Source organism: Butyrivibrio sp. WCD2001 (assembly GCF_000424485.1).
GTDB lineage: Bacteria > Bacillota > Clostridia > Lachnospirales > Lachnospiraceae > Butyrivibrio.
Genome location: NZ_AUJZ01000021.1, coordinates 1 through 26,422, shown reverse-complemented (window position 1 = coordinate 26,422; position 26,422 = coordinate 1). Strand labels below are relative to the sequence as shown.

Below are 26,422 nucleotides of genomic sequence, written 5' to 3'. Positions count from 1 at the left end.
GGAAATAAAGAAAGGGGGAATAGTAGTGTCAAAGACTATGCCATCGATTATCCTGACAATTGCGCTTTTGATCGGATTATTTTCCGGGACAGAATATGCAATTGCTGCGCATGCTGTAACCGGACAATATCCTCTAAGATATGAGTCAAACGGAGGCGCAGGGACTATGGATCCTATTGAGGTATCCATAGGAGATACCTTCGTATTTCCCGAATGTGAATTTGAAGCACCCGCGAATAAAACATTTTTGAAATGGCAAATGACAGGAGTTGATGGAATACATTATCCGGGTGATACAATTGCGATAGCGTCTAATTGTGTATATGGAGGTGCTATAACCGTGACTGCGTATTGGACTAATGCACCTGCAGCCGGCGTAACCACACGTCCTGAGGAAAAACAGCTGACCTATTCGGGCTCCGCGCAGGAACTAATTACAAGCGGATCAACGTCAGAGGGCACCTTGCAATATGCTATCACAGATACAAACACTGCTCCGACTTATGATAAATTTTCTGCGGAGATTCCAAAGAGAACAGAGGTGGGAGTGTACTATGTATGGTACAGAGTGCGGGGAGATGCTACACACAGCAACAGTAATCCGGTGAGCATCAAAACTGAAATTACGAAAAAATCAATTGCAGGAGCAACAGTTACACTGAGTGCTGCAACCACCGAATATACTGGTTCTGACCAGAGCGTTAAAGTCGAAAAGGTTATGCTCGGAGACACAGTTCTTCCGGAAAACTGTTATGACATAACCGGAGATCTCACAGCAAAAGAACCCGGCACTTATAAAGTGACTGTCACCGGCAAAGGCAACTATAAGGATTCCGCGACTGCCGAGTGGATAATAAAAAAGTCAAGCGAGGAAAAAACACCTGATGCAAAATCACGTTTCCTTTCATCAGTCAAAGTAAAACAGAAGAAGGGAAAACTCATAGTCAGCTGGAGTAAAGGCACTGCATCAAAGTTCGATGTTTATGCGGCATATTGCGGCACTGATTTTTCCCAAAGGAATATGAAGACTACAGGCAGAACTACCGCAACTTTCAAAAAGCTTAACGGAAAACCGATTAATTTTAAAAAGAGCTTCAAGATCTATGTTGTGGGCTATGATAGTAATGGTCAGAAACTCGGGAGAACCATTACTGCACATGTTTCCGGAAAAGACAATAAAGAGTTTGCTAATGTCAAATCCATACATCTTTCCAAGAAGAGTGTTTCCGTAGAAGTTGGCAAGACGACAAAGGTTAAGGCATCTGTAAAGCTCGATGATAATTCCAAGAAGATGAAAGAGCATGCACCAATGTTCCGTTATAAATCTTCTGATGAGAATGTTGCTGCTGTAGATGAAAACGGAAATATCACGGGCGTTGGCGCAGGAACATGTGACATATATTATTATGCTGTAAACGGTATTTCGAAGACATTAAAAGTGACCGTGCAATAAGTGAGGAGTAAATGGAGAAACAAATAGATTTTACAGAAGGAAAAATATTAAGGCCACTGCTGGAGTTTGCAATTCCGGTGCTGTTTGCGCTGTTTTTGCAGTCCTTGTACGGTGCGGTTGACCTTCTGATAGTAGGAAAATTCGGAGAGTCCGCGGATGTTTCGGGAGTCTCCACCGGCTCGCAGATAATGCAGACAATCACGAACCTCATGACCGCCTTGTCCCTTGGCATCACTGTTTTCCTGGGACAAAAGATTGGAGAAAAAAAAGGAGAGGAAGGCGGAAACGTTGTCGCAAACGGAATAATGCTTTTTCTATCGCTGGGAGTGATTCTAACAATACTTATTCCCCTGTGTTCGAGCGGACTTGCAAAGGCGATGAACGCACCGCAGGAGGCGTTTGACCTGACCTCAGCGTACATAAGAATTTGCGGAATGGGAATCATAATAATAATAGCCTATAACCTGATCGGCAGTATTTTCAGAGGGCTCGGAGATTCCATCACGCCGCTGGTGTCTGTGCTGATTGCCTGCATTTGCAACATTGTCGGGGACCTTGTTCTAGTGGCCGGTTTTAAGATGGGAACCCGCGGAGCGGCGTATGCCACGGTGGCTGCGCAGCTTGTGAGCGTGATAATCTCGCTTGTTTTGATCAGGAAAAAGACGCTGCCCTTCACGCTCAGCAGGCAGAGCTTCAGCGTGGACAGAAGTATTATAGGAAAAATTCTTTTCATAGGTACGCCGGTTGCGCTTCAGGATCTTCTCGTAGGTATTTCATTCCTTGTGATCCTGGCAATAGTCAATGCGTTGGGACTTGTGGCCTCCGCGGGAGTTGGCGTATCGCAGAAAGTATGCGGATTCATTATGCTGATTCCGTCGGCGTTTGCCCAGTCAATGTCCGCTTTCGTATCACAGAACAGAGGCGCAAAGAAATACGACAGAGCCTTCAAGGGCCTGAAATATGCGATAGGCGTGTCTTTCATCTTTGCAGTGGTCATGTTTTACATGGGATTTTTCCACGGCGATATTCTGGCGGGACTTTTTGCTAATGACAAGGAAGTCATCATGGCGGCCTGGGATTATCTGAAGGCGTACGCCATCGACTGCCTGTTTACATGCTTTTTATTCTGCTTCATTGGATTCTTCAACGGCATGGAATATACGAGGTTTGTCATGCTTCAGGGAATCGCCGGCGCGTTCCTTATAAGGATTCCGGTGTCGTATTTCATGAGTAAGCAGGAGCCGGTATCACTTTTCAAAATCGGCCTTGCGACGCCGTGTTCAACCATTGTTCAGATCATAATGTGCTTCATCTGCATGTTTTATCTGCAGAGAAAATTGGGGGAAAATCATGAGCATTGAATACAAGAAACTGACGCAGGAGTACCTGGACACCATCATCAGCATGAGAATCAATCAGCTGACGGAGGAGTACACTTCAGAAGGAAAAACACCCCCTGAAGGCGTCGACCTAAACGCAGCACTTCGCGATTTTTATATGAAAAATATGGCTGCCGGCACCTATGTCTCATGGCTGGCATTCGATGGGGACAAAATCAATTAAGGGAAATGACTGAGGAGGTGCTTATGGCAGTTTACAGATGTAGAGCGTGTGGTTACATTTTTGATGAGGAGAAGGAAGGAAAAAGCATCCGTGATATCGATGTGTGCCCGAGATGCAAGCAACCTGACGATATGTTTGTGCTTGTTGAAGAAGATGGAAACACAGAAGGGAAGGAAGAAAAATGAGCAGCATAAATTATCATGCAGGCGATATAACTAAACTCAAAGTAGATGCGATTGTTAACGCAGCGAACTCGAGTCTGCTCGGCGGAGGCGGCGTTGATGGCGCAATACACAGGGCTGCGGGTCCGGAGCTTTTGAACGAGTGCAGAACGCTTAACGGCTGCAGAACCGGTGAGGCCAAGATCACGGGAGGTTACAACCTTCCTGCGAAGCATGTCATTCACACTGTGGGACCGATTTACAGCGGCAGTGCCTCGGATCCGAAGGACCTTCGTAACTGCTACTGGAACAGTCTGGAGCTGGCAAAAAAGAATGACCTTCACAGCATCGCTTTTCCTGGAATATCTACAGGAGTTTACGGGTATCCCAAAAAAGAAGCGGCAAAGGTTGCCCTCGCCGCTGTTAATGATTGGATTGCTGAAAACGCCGAATACGAGATAGAGATAACCATCGTGAATTTCTCGGAAGAGGATTATCTGATCTATCAGAAAACCGCGGCGGAAATGTTTAACTGATCTTCTGTCCTTTTCCCTTAAGGCCTTTTGAGGGAAGGAATTTCTTGTAGGCTTTAAGAACTTTCTTCGGAACCTTTACTTTTGCGTTCGCGTTTATCTTCTTAATATTCTTGTTCTTCGGACCAGTGAATTCAATTGTGTTTGTACCGATAACTTCATAGCTGTTTCCGTCGGAGCCCTGCTCAACAGCACCTACAGTCTGTCTCTCAGCAAAGGCAAAAGTACTGAAGTGCATGATCGTAAATGAAATGGTTCCGTCACTGTTGAACCTCGGATGGATCAGGTCATCCCCAATGCCAGGTCATGATGGTTTTGCCATCTTTCTCCAAGTAAACAAAATAGTAAGCTTCCTGATCTACGACTGTGAAAATTGCGTGATGATCATCACTCCATTTAAGATTGGTGGGTGCAACCAGGGCTGCAGGCGTTTCTGTCTGAGCCGCGGATGTTTCTGCTGCAATAACGGTGAAGTTTGTTAATCCGATTACTGAAAATAGACACAGCATAGCTGTGGTGAAACATAAAAGATTTCTCTTGATTTTGTTCATTCCTCGCTCCCCTTATAAAATTTTCATACCCTCGGACTCTTATACTACATAAAAACTGTGAAATGTGGAATGTGGAAGGAAAAAGGTAAATCTTCCGAAGGAAAATTGCTAAGTGGATTTATGCAGAAATCATGGGTTACCAAGATAACATAAATAATGCATAGATCTGGGTATGGAAAAGATTTTTTGATGCCAAGAAAAAGTGAAAATGAAGAATATCTTGGTAGTGACTACTTCATGAGCAACCAAGATAATAAGAATAATACAAAAATCTTGGTACGAAAAAGAATTTTTGCTACCAAGATAAAGTGGAAAAAAGAAATATCTTGGTAGAGCTGCTTCCAAGCACTACCAAGATATAAAGAATAGTCAACATATATTGGTACAACAAGTTTTGAACACTACCAAGAAAACAAGAAAAGCAATCGTATCTTGGCACAACAAGCTATAAACTCCTCACCTACTATATTCCCTCAGCCCATAATAATAGAACTTCCTGATCTTCTCCTTCAGGGATTCCGGCTCGATTACGATGGCGTCGCGGCCGAAACGCTTGAAGTACTCCTCAAGCTGGAGCTCGGGCCAATCAAAGTAATAGAGGTCGCCTTCAATCTTGGAGACAAGTGGGCGGTTCTTGGTGATTGCCTTGAACTTTCTGACGCCGTAGGGGTTGAGACGGACGACAGCCTGCACGGTAAGACCCACGGAATGAGGGCTGCGGAGGGCCTTTTCCCGAAGCTCTTCCTGAATGTCAGGATTAACAGCAAAAGTATCGGAGGTCACAAAGACACTTCTAAGTCTGGAGATGCGGAAAGTCCTGGGCTTTTTGGCGCGCCTGTCAAAGCACAGTAAATAGTTGCACTGCTCCTCCTTGGAAGGCGCAATGATATAGGGCTCAACATAGTAAGCCTTGTTGTCGCCGGAGGTTGTGGTTGTGAAAGAGAGGACCCGGTGCTCCTTCAGTGCCCGCGAAATATCCTCATAGCTGTCCTTGAAAATGATGGACTCTCGCTCGCTTCGCGGAATGGACAAGTAAGCATTGAACATGTCCTTGAGGTACTGCGAGAGAGAAGTTTCTGCCAGCATATTGTTCTCGATTATCTTCAGAATTTCATAAGAAGACCCGCTCACAGTCAGGGTGAGCGCGGAGTTTTTGCCTCTCTGGAGGTGATCGGCCTTGATATATGTGCTCACGATCTTATCTGCAAGAAAAGCTGCATCCTTCTTACTAATAGAAGAAAGCTCGCTCAGATCCTGCATAATATTCGCGAGCAGCGCCTCGCTGTCGTGCCTATACTGATCAAAGTAGTTCACAATCAGCGTCTTGAGAAAAGCGTTGAGATTCACGCTTTCGTCATTCTTGGTGAACTCGAAGAGTTCAGCGTCATTTATAAGTCTTGATTTTGTATCCTCTGAAAGATAGATTTTATACTTTTCTGTCATATTGCGCCTCTTTTATGGGGATGTATATTACATCATAAAAAACATATTTAAACCATTTATAACATTATATTGGGGTCGCAGAAAAGAGTCAAACTGCATCTTTTTATCTCCAATACACTGCGCTATGATTAAGTCACAACGAAGACAAAGCCAAGTCACAAGCGGCCTGGCGAGTCACAAAGTCAAGTCACAACAGGCCTGGCGAGTTACAAAGACACAGACAGCAACTAACTTACAGGATAGCTAAGAGGTGAAGCACCGGATGAATAATCCGTGATCGCGGGTTCAAATCCCGCTCCAGCCCGGAAGGGTGTATGTGTCTTGAAAAAAGAAGATACTAACAGCAATTAACTAGGGACGCGTTGAAAAGTCAGCTGTAGCATGATTTAGGCATTGCGGGGTAAGAGCCCGCGGCGCGTAAAAAACAGTATCTTGAAAAGCGGCTCATGGAAGCTACAGATCTGTGAGCAACAACAGGAGGAAACCAACATGTTATCATTCTTAAAGAAAGAAGCAAACATCACATATACAGAGAACGGCGCAGTTACCTATGTTTCAACACAGTCCGACTGCCTTGATCTTTTCGCAACAATAGGCGCGCTCAGAAGAGCTTCCGAGGAAGACATCATCACCAGATTCGTGAAGGCGTACGCTGAGGATGCGGACCTTGCGATGAAAATGCTCTTCTTTGCAAGAGACATCAGAGGCGGCCTCGGTGAGAGACGAGTTTTCAAGGTAATCCTTAAGTACCTCGCCGCTACAGATCCTGAGTCTGTGAAAAAGAACATCGCGAACGTTGCGGAGTACGGCAGATACGACGATCTTCTTGCGCTCATGGACACACCTGTGGAAAAAGAAGTCATGAACTACATAGAGCAAACACTTCGCTCAGATATGAACGCCACCACTGACATCTCTCTCTTGGCAAAATGGCTCCCTTCCATCAACGCAAGCAACAAGGAAGCCATAAGAAATGCAAAGAAGATCGCGAAGGCCCTTGGCATGACTGACTCCGAGTACCGCAGAACCCTGTCGGCACTCAGAGCGCAGATCAAGATTATAGAGAACAACCTCCGTGAGAAGGACTACACCTTTGACTACGAGAAGCAGCCCTCCAAGGCGCTCTACAAGTACAGACAGGCCTTCATCAGGAATGACGGCGAGAGATATCAGGCTTTCATAAATAGAGCGCAGGCAGACCCTTCAGTCATGAATACAGGCGCGCTCACACCTTATGATGTAATCGCACCCGTGATAGACAGAAGAGGTAAAAACTTCAGCGTGGAAGAGAGACAGGCGATGAACGCTACCTGGAACGCGCTCCCGAACTTTGCGGGCGCGGAGAACTCCCTCGTAGTTGTCGACGGCTCGGGCTCAATGTACGGCTGGGACAATCCCACGCCGGCAGCAGTTGCGCAGTCACTTGGCATCTATTTTGCAGAGAAAAATACAGGCGCTTTTCATAATCACTTCATCACCTTCTCGGCGAACCCGAGACTCGTGGAGATCAAGGGATGCGACATAGTGGAAAAAGTCCGCTACTGCATGCGGTTCAACGAAGTCAGCAACACTGACATCGAAAAGACCTTCATGCTAATCTTAAGAACTGCCGTAAACAACAAACTCACGCAGGCTGATATGCCGGAGAAACTCTACATCATCTCCGACATGGAGTTCGACTGCTGTGCTAATAATTCCGGAATGACCAATTTTGAGAACGCGAAGGCGCAGTTTGCAAGATACGGCTTCAAGCTTCCCCAGATAGTTTTCTGGAACGTGTCGAGCCGCAATCAGCAGCAGCCTGTAAAAATGAATGACCGCGGCGTGGCGCTTGTATCAGGCTGCAATCCGCAGATCTTTTCAATGTTAAAAGACGGCGATTTGGAACCCTACAAATTCATGATGAGCGTTCTTTCATCGAAAAGGTATGAAAGAATAGTCGCATAGCCGGGACCCAAAAAAGAAAACAGCCGAGAGCGTGCAATACTCCCGGCTCTGACAAAAAGGAAAAAACCAATGAACACAATAGAGATCAAAGGAAAAGTAAACACTGCTCTTTGCTTCGCTAAGGTAATCGAGGACGAGGCAATCGAGCAGATAAGAAGAATGTGCGACTACCCCATGACCGAGGGATCCAAGATCAGAATCATGCCCGACGTCCATGCCGGGAAGGGCTGCACAATCGGAACCACCATGACCATCACAGACAAGGCCGTGCCCAACGTCGTGGGCGTGGATTTGGGCTGTGGCATGTACACAGTTAATCTCGGAAAACAGAACATTGACCTTGAGAAGCTTGATATGGCGGCTTTTACCGTGCCTTCAGGAAGAGAGGTCTGGGAGGGCAGAGTCGAGAAATTCGACTTAACCGAGCTTCGCTGCTACAGACAGCTGAAAGACACCAAGCGTCTCGAGAGATCCCTCGGGACACTCGGCGGCGGTAACCACTTCATCGAGGTGGACAGAGCTGCCGATGGGACCCAGTACCTCATAATCCATTCGGGCTCCAGAAACTTAGGAAAACAGGTTGCTGAGCTCTATCAGACACTCGCCGTGGACCTTGCAAAAGGTATAGGAGATTATCTCGAGGCGAGGGATGAACTCATAAGAACCTACAAGGAGCAGGGCAGAAGAGGCGAGATCCAGGCTGCACTTAAAGAGCTCTACCATAAAAAGTATGTTGAGTTTCCTTCAACCATGCCCGAGGATCTTTGCTACTTAACAGGAAAATATCTTGAGGGCTACCTTCACGACGTGGAGATATGCCAGAGATTTGCCAAGAGAAACCGCGAGAAAATGGCCGAGATTTTACTTGAGAAATCAGGTCTGTCAGGCGGGGAGTCTTTTCACACGATACATAACTACATCGACACCGACGAGATGATCCTAAGAAAAGGCTCAATCGCAGCCCACAAAGGAGAGAAGGTTCTGATCCCCATCAACATGAGAGACGGATCCGTGCTTGCGATCGGCAAGGGTAACCCTGAGTGGAACTACTCCGCACCCCACGGCGCAGGAAGAATCATGTCCAGAACCGCTGCGAAGAACAACCTCTCCATGGAGGAGTACAAGGAGTCAATGAAGGGAATTTTCACATCATCCGTCTGCGAGGCGACAATCGACGAGGCCCCCATGGCCTACAAATCCCTTGACGACATCATCGACGTGATAGGGGAGTCGGTGGAGATCGTGGACGTCATGAAGCCGATCTACAACTTCAAGGCCTCAAACTGATATGTACATAAGCCGTGAAAACTGAATAATGAACAATATAGGCTAAGCAATTTTGTTAATAGTTTAGCCTATTTTTCTGATGCCGGCGTAATTTATAATTGTTTTTGTAGCGTTAAGTCATGATTCTTTTTGTGACATTGGGGGAAATAAATATGAAGAAAAAGAGACGTCTGGTTTCTATTGTTTGCGCTGCCGTTCTGGCACTTTCAGGCCCTGGGGTTCTAGGGGCCGGAGATTTCACTTTGACTGCTCATGCAGAAGAGGAAGATCCGTACGAAATAGGTTTTTCTGATTATGCTATTGGAATTGCGAATGAATTTGGCGAGATAATTGATGAAGATACTATCTGTGATGGAGAAGGCCCCACTTATTCTGCAGTGTTTATGGATGAGGAGCTTGAAAATACCGTTTCGGATTCTGAGTATGAGTGGACACTTAGCAAGGACATACAAAAATATCTGTATATAGATGGTTCTGCTACCGGGGACACCATAGCTATTGCTACAAAGGAAGATGCTTTGCGGCAGCTTGGCGGCGAGGTATGTGCGTACGGAGAGCTGACTCTGACTGTATATAGTGATGATCTGGAAGAGCCCCTGGTGAGGGAAATTTCAATTAATTTTGCATTAGACGCGGCGTTCTATATTGCTGACGCGTGCCGAGTAAGCACAGAATTTCCGACACGCACTGTAAAAATGGAAGTTTCTGACAACATAGATCCAGACATGATTTCCTGGGATCTTTCCGGAGATTATGCAGATGACATTTTTTCTGTGAGCAAAACAGGTAAGGATATTACTGTAAAGCTGATGGATGACGCTGCAAACATTGTTGCTGAGAATGGCCTTGATAACGATGATTGCGGTTATCCACTTTATGCGGCAGATATGGAATTTTATTTGGAATCAAAGACCGGAAAGACAATGATGAACCTTCGCACTATGACTCTTGAATTTTATCTGGAGGATTTGTATGAAGTAACCTACTCTCCGGAGGAATTGTACTTTGTCAGAGGTGTTGCCGCAGAGAAGACAATTACGGCAAATATCAAGAACGCCGGCTCCAAGAACATAACTTACAAATGGTCACTGGATGGGTATGATCCGGAATCTGAGAAATGCTTTAAGATAACTCAGACTAATTCCAAAACCGTAAAGGTGAAATATAACGGCTATGCTTCAGAAGATGACTGGTTTGCTTTGCTTCTTGATATTGAAGTAAACGGCAAGCCGAAACCGCTATCCAAGGATACTGGAATCAACCTTTCTGATACGGAAGAAAAACCTAATAACAACGAGGAAGAATCGGGCTCCGGAAATAACGGCGAGTCCGGCTCAGGAAATGGAAAAGAGTCCGGTTCAGGAAATGGAAAAGAATCAGGGGCAGGAAATAGCGGAGAGTCAGGATCCTCCAATGGAGGCAAGCAGGAGAATCCGCCTACCGTTCAACAGAACGAAAACCAGAACAATGACCAGGCTAAGAAACCCAAAGATATAGGCACACTGATTGAAGTTGCCGGCATGAATAATTACAAGTTTGTAGTTACTTCCAATACTGAAGGCGCTGCAACAGTAGCTTTCGCGGGATTAAAAAATAATAAGAAGGACAAAAAGCTCACAATTCCGGCAACTATAACGGATGAAAACGGCATTATGTATACAGTAACATCTATATCCGCTAAAGCCCTTAACGCTAATAAGAAAATCACTAAGGTCGTAATTCCGGAAACAGTAACTCTCATTGGCAAAAAGGCCTTTTACCAGTGCTCAAAACTTGGCACAATAATCATTAAATCAGAGAATCTTACCATAAGGGACAAGGCCTTCGGAAAAATTAAGAAAGGTGCAACCATCACGATATACGCAAGCAAGAAGTTGAAGTTTAACAGAATGGTGAAAAAGATAAAAAAGGCCGGAGCCAAGAGTGCTGAATTCAAATACGAGAAAATTATTGAGTGTTATAAATAAATACGATTGCATTGGAAGGGGCTACCGCGGCAGCCCCTTTCTATTTTTTTGCAGGCGTAGTTCCGAGCTTCTTACTAATTATCTTGGTATTGGAAATGGTAATAGTAATGGAATTGCTGTATATGCCAAGATAATTCTTATTTTTGTTTTTTCTTGGTAATGAACTGCTATTTTGGAACCAAGAAATTTTGCCTTAAGCGAATATCTTGGTTGTGGTCTAAATAAGCTGTACCAAAATATTTCTTGTTTTAGATTTATCTTGGCAATAAAATAGCTTTTTCGTGCCAAGATATTCTTGCTTTCACAAATATATTGGTAGAACTTGGATCAAGTCATACCAAGATATATCGTGCTTTAGTTTTATCTTGGTAATGAAATGACTTTTTTGAACCAAGAAATATTATTTTTCACGAGTATCTAGGTATAGCCCATAACAAGCTGAACCAAGATATTTTTTGCTTGAGCTATATCTTGGCATTTGGACGTGCAAGGAGTTCATAATTGAATTCGATACTTGAAAAATGATTACAGAGTGATGCAATTACATTGTGCAAAATATAATGCAATTGTATCTTTTCATGCCTGCCATTGGCGGGCCCAAGCAAGCGAAAGGGGAATTATAATATGGAATTCAGTGATGTTGTAAAGAATCGTTACTCATGTAAAAAGTACGATACCAGAAAAGTTGACAGAGCTAGACTTAATACAATTCTTGAAGCAGGACGACTTGCTCCCACAGCAAAGAACCTGCAGGAACAGCATGTATATGTAATCGAGTCGGAGGAGTATCTTGCTAAAATTGATAAGGCTACTCCGTGCCGCTATGGAGCACCAACAGTACTCGTTGTGGCTTTTGACAAGAACAATGTGTTCACATATCCCGGCGGCAAGAGAGATTCAGGCATCGAGGACGCGTCCATCGTGGCAACGCATCTTATGCTTGCTGCAGCAAATGAAGGCGTCGACAGCTGCTGGCTCAATTTCTTTGATCCTGATGAGCTGGCAAAAGACCTCGGCCTTCCGGAGAACGAAGAGATTCTGATGCTCCTCGATCTCGGATATGCCGCTGAAGGAGCCGGTCCGCTCGATAACCATAACAGCAGAAAAGAATTGTCAGAGACAGTTACATATATTTAAGGTAGAATGTATGCTACTGTGCATGCTTGAGAGTATATGTGAATAATGTAGGTTAATGTGTATGAGCTATGAAAAGCTGGTTAGGCTTTTTGTAGCTCATTGTTTTTAAGACGCGCCTGAGCGCAGGGGTATCTTGGAGCTGGCCCCTTACCAAGAAAATGTTGTATTCGTAAGTATTTTGGTAGTGCTTGGATCAAGTTGAACCAAGATATTTCTTGTTTTAGATTTATCTTGGTAAGGAAAGGGCTTATTTGTGCCAAGATATTTTTGATTTGTTTATATCTTGGTAGCAGCTGGAACTAGCTGTGCCAAGATATTACTTGTTTTGGTTCTATCTTGGTAAAGAAATAGAATTTCTATGCCAAGATATTTTTGTTTCCACAAATATCTTGGTAGTGCCTAGAACAAGCAATACCAAGATATATCTTAATATAGACTTATCTTGGCAATTAAATAGAATTTCTGTACCAAGAAATATTTGTTATCACTAATATCTTGGTAGAGGGTCGGAATATGCCATACCAGGATACATTAAAAAATATAAAACCTACGAGGAAATGGTAATTAGTCGTCGTAAAAATGTTAAAATATTAGGAGTTGGATTTACGGACTGAAGCAAACACTATAATGAGGGGAAATAAATGTCGGAATACTACGAACCTCAAATAAATATATCATCACCAGAGACTCACAACACCATGGGTGTGATAGTTGTGCTCAAAGAGAAAGTAGATGGTGAGATTCTAAGGCAAGTGGTAGAGGAGCTCAGAGAGAGGTTCCCTTATTTCTATGTGAAGGTAGGGCGCAGAGGCGGTGGCCAGACAACAGAAGAAAACAGAGCCGGCGGCCAGCCAATAGAAGCAGGCAAATGCAGCCAGCCTACAAACCCGGCCGACCTCATCCCCATCCCCAACGACCTTCCAATGACAATACGTAACACCTGGGAGCCGATAGAACTAAACTCAGCAGAGTCAAACTATCACCTCGCGGCCTGGAAATACGAGAATAAAAGACTTGCATTTGAGATAGATCATGGCCTGACAGATGGGGCGGGGATCATGCCTTACATAAAAAGTGCAATGTATCTGTACCTCTCGAAGGCGACCGGGAAGACCTTCAATTCAGAAGGATTCAGGCTGCCCGGCGACACGATACCCGAATCAGAAACAGGAGACCCCTTCAAGGACATAGATTTCACAGAAGTGGAAGAGCCATTCTACCAAAAGAAACCAATCACAGACTTCCTACGCCTGGTCAATGAACAAGACTATGAAAAGAGAGCATTCTACCTGAAACTCCCGGAAGAACAAATCATGCAATATTGCAGGGACAAAGACGGAAGTCCAAACGTGTTCTTCTCAGTTATGCTGGCGAAAGCGGCAAGACGATATAAAACGAATGATGAAAAGCCGGTCACTGTTTCTATATGCACCGACCGCAAGGCAATCCTTGGAAATCATGACAATTACCGCATGTTTGCGGGGGACTGCAGACTGGACTTCCCCAAGAACAGGGACTTAACCGACATTACTAAGGCTTGCACAATAGCCCGCGGACAGATGATGCTGCAGATTCAGCCTGAAAACGCGCTTTATGAGATCAAGCAGATTCAGCAGATGCAGCAGACGCCACCCGCACCTGATATTTCGTTGGCGAGCATCTGCGTATCCTATGTAACCGGCAGAAGCTTTGGCCCGCTTGATCCCTACATCGAAGAGATATATGTCGTGACAGCCCTATCCAAGATTACAGACATCCTTTGTGAGATTACCTGCATCAACCACAGCTTCTTCATAGCCTTAATGCAGCCGTTCTCATCAGAGGAGTACTATAACTGCTTCCTGAAGGAACTAGATGAAGCAGGAATCCACTATGAGGAACTGTCCGGCGAACCCCTGCGCATCTGCGGAATCTAGCAACAAAACAGAATCGAGCCCCGGCACACTAGCCCCAGCCCAAAAAACATAACCCAATAACAGGACATAACCCATGAAAACAGTAAACGTAGTAGCAGCCGTAATCTGTGACGACTACAAAAACAAAACAAAAATATTTGCAACCCAGCGTGGCTATGGTGACTTCAAAGACGGCTGGGAATTTCCCGGCGGAAAAATCGAAGACGGCGAAACCCCGGAGGATGCGCTTATAAGAGAGATAAAGGAAGAATTTGCGACAGACATAGAAGTGCATGACCTCATCAGCATCGTCGATTACGACTACCCAACATTCCATCTGCATATGCACTGCTTCTTTGCAACTGTGAAAAGCGGAGAACTCTCACTTCTCGAGCATGAGGCAGCAAAATGGGTAACCAAAGACGACATAGACACCCTTGACTGGCTACCGGCTGATGAAGGACTAATACAAGAAATCAAAAAATATATATGAAGAAGTACTTATACAAGAAAAAATTCTAATGAGGAGGAATTTGTAATGGATATTCAGTACTTGTTATGGCTTCAGGAACTTAGGAACGCAACAGGCGGCACTTTTGACGAATTTTTCAATGCGCTGTCGAAAATCGCGGTGGATGTAATGCCGTTCCTGCCGTTCATCATTTTCTGGTGCGTGGACAAAAAGTGGGGCTATCGCTTCATCTACACCTTCGGCATCGCAAACGTGGTGAACGGAATTCTAAAGCTCACGGTATGCGCATACAGACCCTGGATCCGCTCCGACCTGATCGAACCCGCAGGAGACTCCAAGACTGCCGCAACCGGGTATTCTTTCCCGAGTGGACACACCACCGAGGCGACATCTGTCTATGGCACAACGATAGCGTGGCAGCATAAAAAGAGAAAATGGCTGACCTATGCCTGCGGCATCCTGATCGCGCTGACCGGATTTTCAAGAAACTTCCTGGGCGTACATACCCCGCAGGACGTGGTCGTTGGCTTTGGTGCAACTTTAATCATCATCCTTGTATACGGAGTTGTTGAGAAGAAAATCGAGGGCAATGAAAAAACTCTGGACATCCTGACTATCGTCGGAGTTCTCGTGGTTATAGCTTCCCTTATCTACATCTCGGTAAAGGCTTATCCCATGGACTATGTGGATGGCGAGCTACTTGTGAATCCGAAAAAAATGATGAACGACACATTCAAACAATGCGGTGCATTTTTCGGACTTCTGTTAGGAAGCTATATTGAACGCCATTATATTCACTACGAGATTCCGGAAGGCTCCAAAAATCTTCCCATTCTCGGATTCATCGGCTTCATGATCGTATTTTCCTGGAAAGAATTCCTGGCACCTGCAACAATCGTTCAGGCCCTCGGCGGACACTGGGGACACTTCATCTCAAGAGCCATCATGTGGTTCTTTGTTGTGGCGATCTGGCCGATTGTTATCAGGAAAAATGCGAATGCATGACACAGATCAGGCGAAGAAACAAATCAAGTATAAGAGAAAATATGTAGCAGTAACTGCATTTTAGAGAGGTACACATATGGAGCGAAAATTCCCCAATCTTACAAAGCCGATAACAATAGGGCGGACGACTTTCAGAAACAGAATGTTCTCAGCGCCCATGGGAGGAACCGACATCGCCAACGACGGATGCATAGGACCTAAATACATCCCACAAGGCGCTCAGGGTAACAGCTGACGGCGTTATCTGCGATGCTTCAAGAGTATCAACAATTACCAACGCGGTTTACTGGGGATACCACGTAGCTCTGGATATCTAATCGAGTTGACTATACTTGCGGAAAATCATGCTTGAAAATGGTATTTTGGCGATTTATAATGTAAATAAGCATTATAAATCGCCAAAACTATACTATAAGAATATGTTTTGGCGCAATATGATCAAAAGAGGGCGCTTATGAAGATAATTGGAAGAAAGCATGAAAAGGATGTATTGCTGCAGTGCCTCAAGTCAAAGAGCCCGGAATTTGTTGCCGTATACGGCAGACGAAGAGTAGGGAAGACATACCTGATAAGAGAGTATTTCAATCAGCAGTTTTCGTTTTATACCACGGGTCTTACGGATGAAAAGACTAAAGGACAATTACGTGCCTTTAATGAGAGTCTCAAGACATGTGGATATGTGAGCAAGACACCTCCTAAGGACTGGTTTGAGGCATTTGCATGGCTGAGAGAATTGCTTGAAAGTGATAAGGTGTATCGCGAGCCTATAAACAACAAAAGGGTGATATTTTTGGATGAACTGCCATGGATGGACACGGCACGGTCTGACTTTAAAAGTGCTTTGGATTATTTCTGGAACAGCTGGGCATCTGCCCAGGAGGATCTGGTGCTGATCGTGTGCGGAAGTGCGACTTCATGGATAATAACTAATTTATTGACTTCCAAAAAGGGATTTCATAACAGGGTTACAAGACGTATTCATTTAGTAGCCTTTACACTGGCAGAATGTGAGAAACTTTTTGAGATGAATGAAGTGGTCATGACCAGGAGCCAGATGATCGAGAGTTATATGGTGTTTGGTGGTGTTCCGCATTATCTCAACCGCCTGGATCCGAGGCTTTCTCTGGCACAGAATATTAATGAACTGTGTTTTAAGGAATATGGAGAGCTTCATAATGAATACTATAATCTGTTCCATTCGCTGTTTGCTAAGCCTGAAAAGCATATTGCCATCCTTGAGACTTTGGCGAAAAAGAAAGAAGGCATGACTAGGACGGAGCTCTCAAAACAAAAGGCAATAGGGGGAGGATCGGTACTGACCAAGAATCTTCGTGAGCTTGAGGAGTGTGGATTTATCCGTAGGTTTTCCAATTATACAAAAGAAGAGAATAATGCTGTTTACCAGCTTATAGATCCATTCACTCTTTTTGCCATAGCGTTTATAGAAAATAAGAAATTTGATTCATGGAATGAGTATATAAATTCTCCGGGATATAATTCCTGGAGAGATAATTCTTTTGAAATAGTATGTCTGAATCATATTAATCAGATAAAGGCTGCGCTTGGAATAAGCGGCATTGAGACAAATGAATTTTCCTGGAGAAGTAAGGAAGGAGATAAAGGAGCTCAGATTGATCTCATAATATACCGCAAGGATGGTGTAATAAACATCTGTGAAATGAAGTTCACTAACAAAGAGTATATGCTCGATAAAAAAGAATATGAAAAGATCCGGAATAGAATAGAGAAATTTCAGGATGAAACCGGAGCAAAGGAAGCAATTCACATCACACTTATTTGCGGTAATGGTTATAAGCAAAACGAGTACTCCGGAATTGCTCAGAATATAATAGTTGGGGATGAGCTGTTTGAGGATTGATGAAGACACTATAACACAATACTTGGAGAGATTTAAATGATTCATATAGGCTGTCACTTATCGGTTACAAATGGATATGAGGCCATGGGCCGTCAGATGCTGGAGTTTGGCGGAGACACCTTCTCGTGGTTTACGAGAAACCCCAGGGGAGGAAAATCGAAGGATGTAGATCCCGCCGACGTTAAGGCGCTTGAAGAGCTCCTTTCTGAAAAGAGATTCGGAAAACTCGTGGCGCATGCCAGCTACACCATGAACCTCTGCTCGGCAAATCCCGACACGAGGGCCAACGGCCTTGATATGCTGAAAAAAGATCTGGAGAAAATGGAATACCTTCCGTGGCAATATTACAACTTCCATCCCGGTTCACACACAGGACAGGGAGCGGATGTCGGAATAGAGCAGATAGCGGATGGCCTTAACAAAGCTCTGTGGCCTGAGATGCAGACCACAGTCCTTCTGGAGACCATGGCAGGAAAAGGCTCCGAAGTCGGAAGAAGCTTCGAGGAACTAAGGAAAATAATTGACCTCGTGGACCTCAAGGACAAAATCGGAGTCTGCTTTGATACATGCCACACCTGGGATGCCGGCTATGATATCGCAGGTGACCTGGATGGCGTCCTTGAACAGTTTGACAATATCATAGGTCTAGACAGACTTAAGGCAGTTCACTTCAACGACAGCAAAAATGAACGAGGCTCCGGAAAAGATCGCCATGAAAAACTCGGTCAGGGAATGATAGGCATGGAACCCATGAAGAGGTTTGCGATGCACCCTGCTTTCGAGGGCCTCCCGTTCATCCTGGAGACCCCTAATGATGATGAGGGATATGTGCAGGAGATAGCGATCGTGAAGGGATGGTTTCAAGCCTGATTTCGGTTACAGTTCAGACCCTGGCTTGAGATAAGAAGACCGTTTTGATATGTGATTTTTAATCGTTAGGGTTGTGTGTCAAGCTAAGGTCTGAACTGTAACACTACCTATTGCTGTGTGTTGAAGCCTGCCGAACCGATGTAGCCCTCTTTGTCCTTGTAAGCAATGTTTATGAACGTGATGTTTGAAAAATTAATGGTTCTTCCATTCTTGAAGGATGGTACTGATTTTCCATTTTTCGCCTGGTAGTGAGACCATCTTTTATTTTCTAAAAGTTTATATCCATTTTTCATGGTTATTTTTAGAGCCTTTTTACCTGTGATTTTTTTATATCCAAAGTAGTAATAACCACGTAAGAGTACTTCTGATTGTTAAAAATATTCTTGTAGTTTTTCCCACCAACGAAAACGGACTTGAAGGGATTTTCATAATCGACAGCTTTAATGCGTGCCTTTGAAGTATAGTGTTTGCAGGATAATAAAACAGACACTTTTTATAACGATTATGGAAGTTTGACAGACAGAAATCTAAAGGATCTGTTTCAGTGCCTGGGATGCGATGTTGGAAAGAAGGATCCCGGAAAGAGAATCCTTTTTACAAACTATTGCCTTGGATATAGAAAAGGTTATGAGACCGGAGGAATGACAAAGCAGCTTCTGGACATGGACTCCGAACTGTTTGATGATCTTGTTAATGCTGTAAAGCCTAGGATAATAATATACCGGGAGGATTTTAATGAAAAGGCTTTACAATAACAATCATAAGCTATATATTTGTGGTGATAATGGTTTAGAATGTGATTTATTAAGGAAAGGAATTATGAAGAAGTGTTTACTGACTGCTGCCGCAGTTGTTTTATCGGCAGCAGCTTTTATATCAAGGCCGATTAAGGCTGATGCAATGGCAAATGCCAGGACTTGGAATACTTATGCTGTTGAGACGGGGTATTATTATGAACAACTCGATCCTAAGTTAAAGGAATATTATAGGGTAAGAGGTCAGATAATAGCAGAAACAGGTAATGGGTGGCCTTTTGCTTATCAGATTGATGAAAAAATGGGTATTACGGATGAGCAGTATGGCATTAGCAATGAGGACTGTAATATATCAAGAAATGCGTATGAGATGGACCATCCGGCTTTATTTTCGAGAGTAAATTCGAATAACACGGCTATGATTGTTGATGCTGATGCTGTTAATGCTACATTGAATCAGGCAGCAGGTATTGCAGCTTCTGTTGCGGGATGTGAGGATAATGAGAAGGTTAGGGTACTCCATGACCATTTGGTTAATAATTGTTCGTATGTTTCTAATGCTACTAACAAACAGGTGGCGTATGGGGCATTAGTTGAGGGCGGGGCTGTTTGCGAAGGTTATGCCAGAGCATTTGCTTTGCTTTGCCATATGAGTAATGTCGAATGTGTTCTCCAGTATGGACGGTCAATGGGGATGGACCACGCATGGAATCTTGTGAAGTTACAAGATGGCGAGTGGTATGAAGTAGATGCTACATGGGATGATAATGGGGATGGCTATCCACCGGCTTATGATAATTTTTTAAAAACATATCAACAGATGGAGAATCATTATCATGTTCATTATAATGGGAGTGCAACAGATGTTACCGCTTATTATCGTGGTTTGATACCGCCTGTTGCAAATGGCACTAAATATGCGCTTTCATCATCTGCTACGGAAACTACTGCTGCTGAAGGTGGTGTGGCTGCTGATGATGACAGTATGGAACAGCAGAATAATGCTGTATCAGAAGGCGGGCCTGAGTCGGCGCAAGGCAATACGGCTAATAGTACCAATGTTCCTTCTCAGAATACGGCTGCAAAATCTGTTGTTAACCCAACTGCTGTGTCAGATTTTTATAGTGGTGAGCATGTTGCAGTGTCGGGTGAGACCATTGTCGTAAATGGCACAGAGGCAGCTATTGTTAAGGGTAGTGGAAACAGTATCCCTTCTTATGTAGCAGTAGGGGAGTACAGATATGAGGTAACTGAGATCAGCGACGGGGCTTATAGTAACAACTCCAGTCTCAAGAGTGTAACAATACCCAAGAATGTAAGGAAGATAGGCGCGAAAGCATTTTATAACTGCAGAAATCTCAAAAAGATCAAATTTGCGGGTAAAAAGGTTAATAAGATTGGAACAAAGGCTTTTGGAAATATTGGAAAGAGGGCAACCGCATCCATTCCCAAAAAGGTTTATGACAAGTATGTGAAGCTCTTAAAAAAGAGCAAGCCTGTTAAGGGGATAAAATATAAGAAAAGATAATGACTAAGGGCAGATGTTTTTCGTCTGCCCTCTATTTTTATATTGACATTATCGGGCTGATGGAATTCGATACGACTGGAAGTGACAGAATAGAGCAGAAAAAGCATGTGGAGAAGATGAGGAAAGAGTTTAAAAATGTAAGATGATTAGCACAGTTTAGGATAAAGAAAAATAGGAATACATAATTCTCCAAAACAGATATATAATTGGTAATATAAAAGGTCTATCTTGTATATAGAGATACCACACCGTTTTCGCAGTAGTTCAGGAGGGCGGGATCATGAAGAAGACAATTATTTCTTTCATTACAGTAGTCGCTGTAGCAATCACCATTTTCGGAAGTATACCCATGAGCGTAGGTGCATATAGTAGTAAGTGTGTAGAGCCCGGATGTACCAGAAAGAGAAGTACCGGAAGTTACTATTGCTATGTGCATAAACCTTCGACGAGTTCTTCAAGTAGTTCATATTCGAGCAGTTCTAAGTCTTATTCAAGTACTACTGTAAGTAATTGTGCTAAGGCAGGATGTACCAGGAAGAGAAGTACAGGCAGCATCTACTGTTATGTACATAAACCTTCCACGTCATCAAGCAGCAGTTCATCATACAGCAGCAAGAAGTCATATTCGAGTTCTAAGAAATCATCAAGCTCCAAGAAGACATATGATTCCTATGATGTTTACAGTTACAAGTCTGCTCAGGATTTTGCTGATGATAAGTACGAAGAATTCTATGATTACGAAGATGATTACGACGATGAAGACGAAGCTTATGACGCAGCTGAAGACTATTGGAATGATCATCACTGATGGGAAAGGAGCAGACTACAAATAATACTTTAAAGATTCTAAGTGTTTTTACCGATAAAATAGATAGCAATGGATATGCGTGTCTTTTCAATGGATTGGATCATCCTATGAAAGGGCACGCTTTTTTGCTAGAAGGAGGCGATTTTCATAATGGAAATAAACGCACTAGCATCTGATTACTATTGGAATCAAAGTGTTCAATATGGTGTGAATCGAGTATCTGAAGCAGAGCCTGTGGTAAAAGTGGGAAAATATGAAGTCCGTATAAATGATGTAGACCCCCAAAATGCAACTAGGATGGAGATGTTCGCCCTTCTCTCATATATGGATGATCAGGGGCTTACGGATAACCATGGAACGAGAAACGTGGTTGGATCACTATACTTAATAATGCAAAAGAGACATTCTTGACTATACCGGAAACCTATAGGCAAGCTATGAATATAGATCGGATGCTATTTTCACTATTGGATTGATTTTCAGCAAGGTGTATTTATTGGACAACAAATTTGTTAAATTGTGGGCAGTGGTAGTGGTGCTTTGATGTACAGAAGTTGACCGCAATCTAAATTTTTAGGAGGCACGCAATGACTGCAATACAAACAGATTTACAAGAAATGGAAAGATTTGATGGTGAAGTTAAGGCATGGTACGAAAAGGTAAAGGCTAGTAGTATTGCTAGACCCATAACGCCCGATGTACTAAAAGCTAAGGATCAATTTGTTAAGCCATACAGAATCATATTTGGATTCAGGGAAGAAGCTAGATAAAGTTAATTAAGTGGGGGAATTCTCCCAAACAGATATGTATGGGGGATTGTAAAGGAGTTAGAGAATGTACCATTACCTGCAAAAAATAGCAAAAAATGCCGATATGGGTAAGTTAACTTCTTGAAAGAGCTATGTATAAATTTTATAATTTTCATAGAACAGAGATAGATGTAGAGGAGCCAGAAGATGGAGTTTAAAGTTGGTGTAGGTAAATCCGATTTTAGAGATATCCGAGAATCCGGTAATTATTACGTTGATAAGACCGAGATTTTATATGAGCTTGTGCATGATACTGATAATGCGGTAAGTTTATTTACCAGACCTAGAAGATTCGGTAAAACATTGATGATGAGTATGATGGAAAACTTCTTCAATATTAGGAAGGATAGTCATACTTTGTTTGATGGTCTTGATATCTCTGGGCATCAAGACTTTTGTAAGACGTGGATGAATCAGTATCCGGTGCTATTTGTCTCCTTTAAGGACGTGGAAGCTGAGACGTTTGAAGGTGCATATAAAATGCTGGAGACCAAGCTGGCAGATCTTTGTAAAGAGCTTGCACCAATTTTTATTGATACAGTAGTTGATAAAGATGATGAACGAATTTTTATGAAGCTTAAGGCTCAGGAAGCTGATGAAGCGGATGTAAAGAATTCGCTGAAAACAATTATGAGAATGATGAATGCTGTTTATGGTAAGAATTCAATTCTCCTAATTGATGAATATGATGTACCGCTTGCGAAAGCCAGTGAAAAGGATACAAGAGAGAATTCTTACTATTCAAGGATGCTCGATGTGATTAAGGGGATAATGAGTAGTGCTCTTAAAGATAATGAGTTTTTGCAGTTTGCTGTAATAACAGGATGCCTTCGCATTGCTAAGGAGAGTATATTTACTGGAACAAATAATTTTGCATCCTATTCGGTTTTAGATGAGGGTTTTTCTAAATATTTTGGGTTCCTTGATAAGGATGTTGATGAAATTCTTGCTGCAGCAGGTAGAGAGGATGTAAAGGAATCAGTTAGAGAATGGTATAACGGATATATTTTTGGAAGCAATTCGCTATATTGTCCCTGGGATGTGATAAATTATCTTTCAGATCTGAAAAAGGATACTAATCTATTACCTAAGAATTATTGGAAAAATACAAGTCATAACAGCATTTTGCTTACATTTGTTAAACGTACAGATTTTGATGTTGCTGATAAATTTGAAGAATTGTTAAACGGCGGATCTGTAATATCAAAGATAACGGATCAGTTAACATATGATACATTACATTCATCAGAAGATAATCTGTGGAGTGTTCTTCTGATGACCGGATATGTTTCAAAGGCTGATCAGAGTGAAGCCTCGGAAACAGTATCGCTTCGTATTCCAAATATGGAAATAGCGACGATTTTTGAAGATACTGTCGTGGAATTTTTTAATGATACTGCTGATAAGAAATCAATTTCTGAATTGTTATTGGCATTATGGGAAAACAATCAGGATAAAGCAACTAAGATAATATCAGATCTTTTATGGAATACAATTAGTTATAACGACTATCATGAAGATTATTATCATGCATTCCTTGCAGGTATTTTTGTTGGAAGAGGCTACAATGTCGAATCTAATAAGGAAAAGGGCTTGGGCAGACCGGATATCTTATTGAAGGATAAAAAGAATCGAAGGGCAATCATTATTGAGGCGAAGAAGTCTAAAAAGGAATCGGATTTGGATAAAGATTGCAATGAAGCAATTCAACAGATAATTGACATGAAGTATGCTGAAGGCCTATATGGATATGAACAGATATTGTGTTATGGCGTGGCATTTTTTCAAAAACAGGCAAAGGTTAAGAAATTAAAATAAATAACAAGATTAGGTATTATGTGAGCTCTCAGACATATGATCTGAGAGCTCTTTTTGACATTGGGATTTAGGTTAGATTAGCTTATAATATTGGTATCGTGATTATTGAATATCTTATTCTGAGGAGACGAGTGATGTCGGATAAAATAAGTGCAGAGATAAAGAGATTATTTGTGATTCGTGTAGGTTTATGGATTGTTGCTTTTGCTTCTACGGCCTACTGGATCTATTTTTCAATAAAACTGCATATGGATGGAATCTTTGAGGAAACAGAATATGCTACCCTTCTGAGACCGGTTCTGTATACATGTCTGATTATTTCAATTGCGGCGATCTGCATCAGTTTTGCTTTATATCGTCGGAGTCAGAAGCTAAAAAAGGATAATTCTGTTTAAGGATTGGGCTATTGTATTTGGAAGGAGTGAGCTTCGGTGTTAAATGGCGGAGGGGCTTTTTTACTAAGGAGTTTTATACTACGAGTATAATAGACTGCTAAGTATATCGGTGTTACTATATGATATAGAAAGAGATAAGCGGAGCAGACAGAAGGCTCCCGGAAAGGAAAGAGACATGACAACAATTAATCGCATGTATTGCCTGAATAATGAAAGTTATGAATCAGCACTCCAGTATAAATATGAGTGGGGATTTGATTTCATGCGCTCATTTAAAGATAGGCAAATGCGAGAAAGTGTTGTTTTAGCACGGATCCAAAGACAATAGGATCAGAGCAGATAGATAAACATGTTTTGCGTACCGCTTACCTTTGATGAGGCAGGCGGTATTTTTTTGCAGAAAGGAAAGGAGATCAACATGGTTACAATTCCTGCCATTGATATGGTGGCAACCGGAAAAAACATAGCAAAGTTGCGTCAGGATGCCGGATTGTCTTATCGGTGTTTTAGGTGTTCCTATGGATGACATTATTGTTATTGATACCGGTATTCAGGCGCAAGTCAGCGCCTAATATAAAATTATATAGTGGAGCTGTGAGTAAACATGGCTCCGTGCACGGTCCCCTAGTCTAAAGGTTAGGACACAGCCCTTTCAAGGCTGGGATACTCGGTTCAAGTCCGGTGGGGATCATTTTGGGTAGGTAGCCTAGCGGCGAAGGCAGGGGTCTGTAAAACCCTGACAAGAGAAACAGCGTGAGTTCGAGTCTCACCCTGCCCACTATTAGTAATCTGTCACTACATAATACCAGTTGCCACCTAAGGACTCTACTGATACAACGGGATGTCCGCCTTCATTGTCTCGGATCTGCGCTTCACCTCCATCAGCATACATCACAATTCTGGAACCGGATAGCATCCCTCTGAATTCCCAAAATCCCACTTCTATACCATCTTTGTCATTTTCATAGACATAGACCGTGCCATCACTTGATGCCCGTTTATACTTGGCAGGCAGGTTGACCAGAGCTGATGATCCGCCAATTTCTCCGCTAGATATTTTGTCCACCACTTCCTGTCTCATTGGCGTAAGGCGCATGTAGTCAGCCTTTACTTTGACTGCCCCAAAAGGGAAAAGGGAACACACAGAGTATGTTCCTATAAGCAAAACCAATGCCAGGCCGCCCTGAACTGTCCTTTCTCCCTTTAAGTCTTTAATGATTTTGACAATGCAAACAATCAGTATGATTAAAAGTATTGGGTATACCAATAGTGCGAAAATAAATAGGTTATCAAACAGCGTGTCACTCCACCAGCTATTTGCAAAACAAAGAATAAAGAAAATGACAGCCCATAACAGACTATGTCTACTTTTCTTTTTTTCCATCCTCGGTTCCTCCAATCAATAAATTCATATTGTCTCTATCATTGCTGTAAGTTCTGACATAGCATCGTAAGAACCCTTGGGATCTGTATACCCAAGCCCGCCATAGTAGGAGCAGGTATTGCCGCTCTCGGTCACAAATACAAGGCGCCATGCATAGTTTGCGGTGCTATCAGGATCGGTAGGCTCATCTACAGGTATTTTATTCCATTCATCCAAATGATATCTTTCTGCAAAGGTTTTTAATTCCTCTCTTACCCCGTCAGGAATATTGTGAGCTGTCAGATCGTCAACATAGAAGACTCCCTCTGTAATATCAAAAACAGAGCTCTGTGCAAAGGTACCTTCGTTAAAGTAATAACCTATCTTAACGATAGTATCACCTTTTTGTACGGATTCATTGGTATCTCTGTAGATGAAATTGTACATTCTGGTCATATCAGTAAACCGGTTCAAAAATCAAGGACTTTTTGTAGACAGATTTATGGAATTGGTGGAATCAAATTAGACAATTGATATACCAATTATGACAGATATGGAATTCCATAAGACAGTTATAAACTTTCAGTAGACAGCTTGTATTTTTGACAAACCGAAACAGGTATTTAACATATAGCCATGACAAATAAGCCAGAGGATTATCCGGCAATCAAAAAGCTGTACCGTCAGAGGGTGAGGTGAACTCGCATTAGCGATAAGCCAGGCCCTTACTGCCACGATACAGCCTTTTTCATTATACAGCTGTAGGGTGTTTTAAAGTATTAG

29 protein-coding genes and 3 tRNA genes are annotated in these 26,422 nt (G+C 42.8%); 27 read left to right on the top strand and 5 right to left on the bottom strand.

Features of this window, described 5'->3' with window-relative positions; translation table 11 throughout:
• The first annotated feature begins 25 nt into the window (after nucleotides 1–25).
• Genes G630_RS0114870 through G630_RS0114850 form a run of 5 tightly spaced genes read left to right on the top strand, consistent with a single transcriptional unit; the run spans nucleotide 26 to nucleotide 3,713 of the window.
• Nucleotides 26–1,453 (top strand): Ig-like domain-containing protein, encoded by a 1,428-nt coding sequence (locus G630_RS0114870; RefSeq protein ID WP_026499034.1) that lies wholly within the window; start codon nucleotides 26–28, stop codon nucleotides 1,451–1,453.
• An 11-nt stretch (nucleotides 1,454–1,464) separates the two neighbouring features.
• Nucleotides 1,465–2,814 (top strand): MATE family efflux transporter, encoded by a 1,350-nt coding sequence (locus tag G630_RS0114865; protein WP_026499033.1) that lies wholly within the window; start codon nucleotides 1,465–1,467, stop codon nucleotides 2,812–2,814.
• A complete protein-coding gene (locus tag G630_RS22150) occupies nucleotides 2,804–3,016 on the top strand; it encodes a hypothetical protein (RefSeq protein WP_049946242.1) in 213 nt (70 codons plus the stop codon). Before G630_RS0114865 ends, G630_RS22150 begins: the two co-directional genes overlap by 11 nt.
• Nucleotides 3,017–3,039: 23 nt before the next feature.
• Entirely contained in the window at nucleotides 3,040–3,201 is a 162-nt protein-coding gene (locus G630_RS24795) for a hypothetical protein (RefSeq protein WP_022762698.1), read from the top strand.
• Nucleotides 3,198–3,713: an O-acetyl-ADP-ribose deacetylase gene (locus G630_RS0114850; protein WP_026499032.1), complete on the top strand. Its 516-nt coding sequence runs from the start codon at nucleotides 3,198–3,200 to the stop codon at nucleotides 3,711–3,713. Before G630_RS24795 ends, G630_RS0114850 begins: the two co-directional genes overlap by 4 nt.
• On the opposite strand, the gene G630_RS0114845 is transcribed toward G630_RS0114850, so the two are convergent.
• The 3 genes from G630_RS0114845 to G630_RS0114830 all read right to left on the bottom strand — a co-directional run bounded on the left by G630_RS0114845 (nucleotide 3,706) and on the right by G630_RS0114830 (nucleotide 5,704).
• Entirely contained in the window at nucleotides 3,706–3,948 is a 243-nt protein-coding gene (locus G630_RS0114845) for a hypothetical protein (RefSeq protein WP_026499031.1), read from the bottom strand. The genes G630_RS0114850 and G630_RS0114845 overlap by 8 nt on opposite strands.
• Nucleotides 3,949–3,997: 49 nt before the next feature.
• Nucleotides 3,998–4,261, bottom strand: a complete 264-nt coding sequence (locus G630_RS0114840; RefSeq protein WP_022762696.1) for a hypothetical protein — start codon at nucleotides 4,259–4,261, stop codon at nucleotides 3,998–4,000.
• Between the two features lie 456 nt (nucleotides 4,262–4,717).
• Nucleotides 4,718–5,704, bottom strand: coding sequence for a WYL domain-containing protein (locus tag G630_RS0114830; RefSeq protein WP_026499030.1), 987 nt, complete (start codon nucleotides 5,702–5,704; stop codon nucleotides 4,718–4,720).
• Between the two features lie 237 nt (nucleotides 5,705–5,941).
• Here G630_RS0114830 and G630_RS0114825 point away from each other — a divergent pair.
• From G630_RS0114825 to G630_RS0114710, 22 genes are all read left to right on the top strand, one after another.
• A tRNA-Ile gene (locus tag G630_RS0114825) sits at nucleotides 5,942–6,005 on the top strand.
• Between the two features lie 188 nt (nucleotides 6,006–6,193).
• The gene (locus tag G630_RS0114820) at nucleotides 6,194–7,651 is read left to right on the top strand and encodes a DUF2828 family protein (RefSeq protein ID WP_026499029.1); all 1,458 of its coding nucleotides are present in this window, start codon (nucleotides 6,194–6,196) and stop codon (nucleotides 7,649–7,651) included.
• Between the two features lie 69 nt (nucleotides 7,652–7,720).
• On the top strand, nucleotides 7,721–8,938 hold the full coding sequence (locus tag G630_RS0114815; RefSeq protein WP_026499028.1) for an RNA-splicing ligase RtcB: 1,218 nt from the start codon (nucleotides 7,721–7,723) through the stop codon (nucleotides 8,936–8,938).
• A 152-nt stretch (nucleotides 8,939–9,090) separates the two neighbouring features.
• Nucleotides 9,091–10,905, top strand: coding sequence for a leucine-rich repeat protein (locus tag G630_RS0114810; RefSeq protein ID WP_026499027.1), 1,815 nt, complete (start codon nucleotides 9,091–9,093; stop codon nucleotides 10,903–10,905).
• 624 nt (nucleotides 10,906–11,529) lie between these two features.
• Nucleotides 11,530–12,042, top strand: coding sequence for a nitroreductase family protein (locus G630_RS0114805; protein WP_026499026.1), 513 nt, complete (start codon nucleotides 11,530–11,532; stop codon nucleotides 12,040–12,042).
• Between the two features lie 641 nt (nucleotides 12,043–12,683).
• Entirely contained in the window at nucleotides 12,684–13,958 is a 1,275-nt protein-coding gene (locus G630_RS0114800) for a hypothetical protein (RefSeq protein WP_026499025.1), read from the top strand.
• Nucleotides 13,959–14,031: 73 nt separating this feature from the next.
• Nucleotides 14,032–14,430, top strand: a complete 399-nt coding sequence (locus G630_RS0114795) for a (deoxy)nucleoside triphosphate pyrophosphohydrolase (protein ID WP_026499024.1) — start codon at nucleotides 14,032–14,034, stop codon at nucleotides 14,428–14,430.
• A gap of 45 nt (nucleotides 14,431–14,475) precedes the next feature.
• A complete protein-coding gene (locus G630_RS0114790) occupies nucleotides 14,476–15,414 on the top strand; it encodes a phosphatase PAP2 family protein (RefSeq protein WP_026499023.1) in 939 nt (312 codons plus the stop codon).
• Nucleotides 15,415–15,490: 76 nt separating this feature from the next.
• Nucleotides 15,491–15,649, top strand: coding sequence for a hypothetical protein (locus G630_RS24790; protein WP_155831998.1), 159 nt, complete (start codon nucleotides 15,491–15,493; stop codon nucleotides 15,647–15,649).
• A 219-nt stretch (nucleotides 15,650–15,868) separates the two neighbouring features.
• Nucleotides 15,869–17,293: an AAA family ATPase gene (locus G630_RS0114780; RefSeq protein ID WP_026499022.1), complete on the top strand. Its 1,425-nt coding sequence runs from the start codon at nucleotides 15,869–15,871 to the stop codon at nucleotides 17,291–17,293.
• Between the two features lie 36 nt (nucleotides 17,294–17,329).
• The gene (locus G630_RS0114775) at nucleotides 17,330–18,163 is read left to right on the top strand and encodes a deoxyribonuclease IV (protein ID WP_026499021.1); all 834 of its coding nucleotides are present in this window, start codon (nucleotides 17,330–17,332) and stop codon (nucleotides 18,161–18,163) included.
• A 512-nt stretch (nucleotides 18,164–18,675) separates the two neighbouring features.
• Entirely contained in the window at nucleotides 18,676–18,918 is a 243-nt protein-coding gene (locus G630_RS0114765; RefSeq protein WP_196805239.1) for a hypothetical protein, read from the top strand.
• A 64-nt stretch (nucleotides 18,919–18,982) separates the two neighbouring features.
• On the top strand, nucleotides 18,983–20,446 hold the full coding sequence (locus G630_RS0114760; protein ID WP_196805801.1) for a leucine-rich repeat domain-containing protein: 1,464 nt from the start codon (nucleotides 18,983–18,985) through the stop codon (nucleotides 20,444–20,446).
• Entirely contained in the window at nucleotides 20,446–20,592 is a 147-nt protein-coding gene (locus G630_RS24785) for a hypothetical protein (protein WP_022762679.1), read from the top strand. The genes G630_RS0114760 and G630_RS24785 overlap by 1 nt, the downstream gene beginning before the upstream one ends.
• A gap of 134 nt (nucleotides 20,593–20,726) precedes the next feature.
• Nucleotides 20,727–21,254: a hypothetical protein gene (locus G630_RS0114750; protein WP_026499019.1), complete on the top strand. Its 528-nt coding sequence runs from the start codon at nucleotides 20,727–20,729 to the stop codon at nucleotides 21,252–21,254.
• A gap of 150 nt (nucleotides 21,255–21,404) precedes the next feature.
• Nucleotides 21,405–21,665, top strand: a complete 261-nt coding sequence (locus G630_RS0114740; protein ID WP_026499018.1) for a hypothetical protein — start codon at nucleotides 21,405–21,407, stop codon at nucleotides 21,663–21,665.
• 176 nt (nucleotides 21,666–21,841) lie between these two features.
• The gene (locus G630_RS0114735) at nucleotides 21,842–22,024 is read left to right on the top strand and encodes a hypothetical protein (RefSeq protein WP_026499017.1); all 183 of its coding nucleotides are present in this window, start codon (nucleotides 21,842–21,844) and stop codon (nucleotides 22,022–22,024) included.
• A 186-nt stretch (nucleotides 22,025–22,210) separates the two neighbouring features.
• Nucleotides 22,211–23,881, top strand: a complete 1,671-nt coding sequence (locus tag G630_RS0114730; RefSeq protein ID WP_022762674.1) for an AAA family ATPase — start codon at nucleotides 22,211–22,213, stop codon at nucleotides 23,879–23,881.
• Between the two features lie 134 nt (nucleotides 23,882–24,015).
• A complete protein-coding gene (locus tag G630_RS0114725) occupies nucleotides 24,016–24,276 on the top strand; it encodes a hypothetical protein (protein ID WP_022762673.1) in 261 nt (86 codons plus the stop codon).
• A 349-nt stretch (nucleotides 24,277–24,625) separates the two neighbouring features.
• On the top strand, nucleotides 24,626–24,802 hold the full coding sequence (locus tag G630_RS25105; protein ID WP_196805803.1) for a hypothetical protein: 177 nt from the start codon (nucleotides 24,626–24,628) through the stop codon (nucleotides 24,800–24,802).
• A gap of 92 nt (nucleotides 24,803–24,894) precedes the next feature.
• A tRNA-Glu gene (locus tag G630_RS0114715) sits at nucleotides 24,895–24,967 on the top strand.
• 4 nt (nucleotides 24,968–24,971) lie between these two features.
• Nucleotides 24,972–25,054 (top strand) — tRNA-Tyr (locus G630_RS0114710).
• A gap of 3 nt (nucleotides 25,055–25,057) precedes the next feature.
• Here G630_RS0114710 and G630_RS25440 read toward each other — a convergent pair.
• Nucleotides 25,058–25,660, bottom strand: coding sequence for a hypothetical protein (locus G630_RS25440; protein WP_022762672.1), 603 nt, complete (start codon nucleotides 25,658–25,660; stop codon nucleotides 25,058–25,060).
• Nucleotides 25,661–25,684: 24 nt separating this feature from the next.
• Nucleotides 25,685–26,095 carry a hypothetical protein gene (locus tag G630_RS0114700; protein ID WP_196805800.1) on the bottom strand — a complete coding sequence of 137 codons (411 nt, stop codon included), beginning with the start codon at nucleotides 26,093–26,095 and terminating at the stop codon, nucleotides 25,685–25,687.
• Nucleotides 26,096–26,422: the final 327 nt, after the last annotated feature.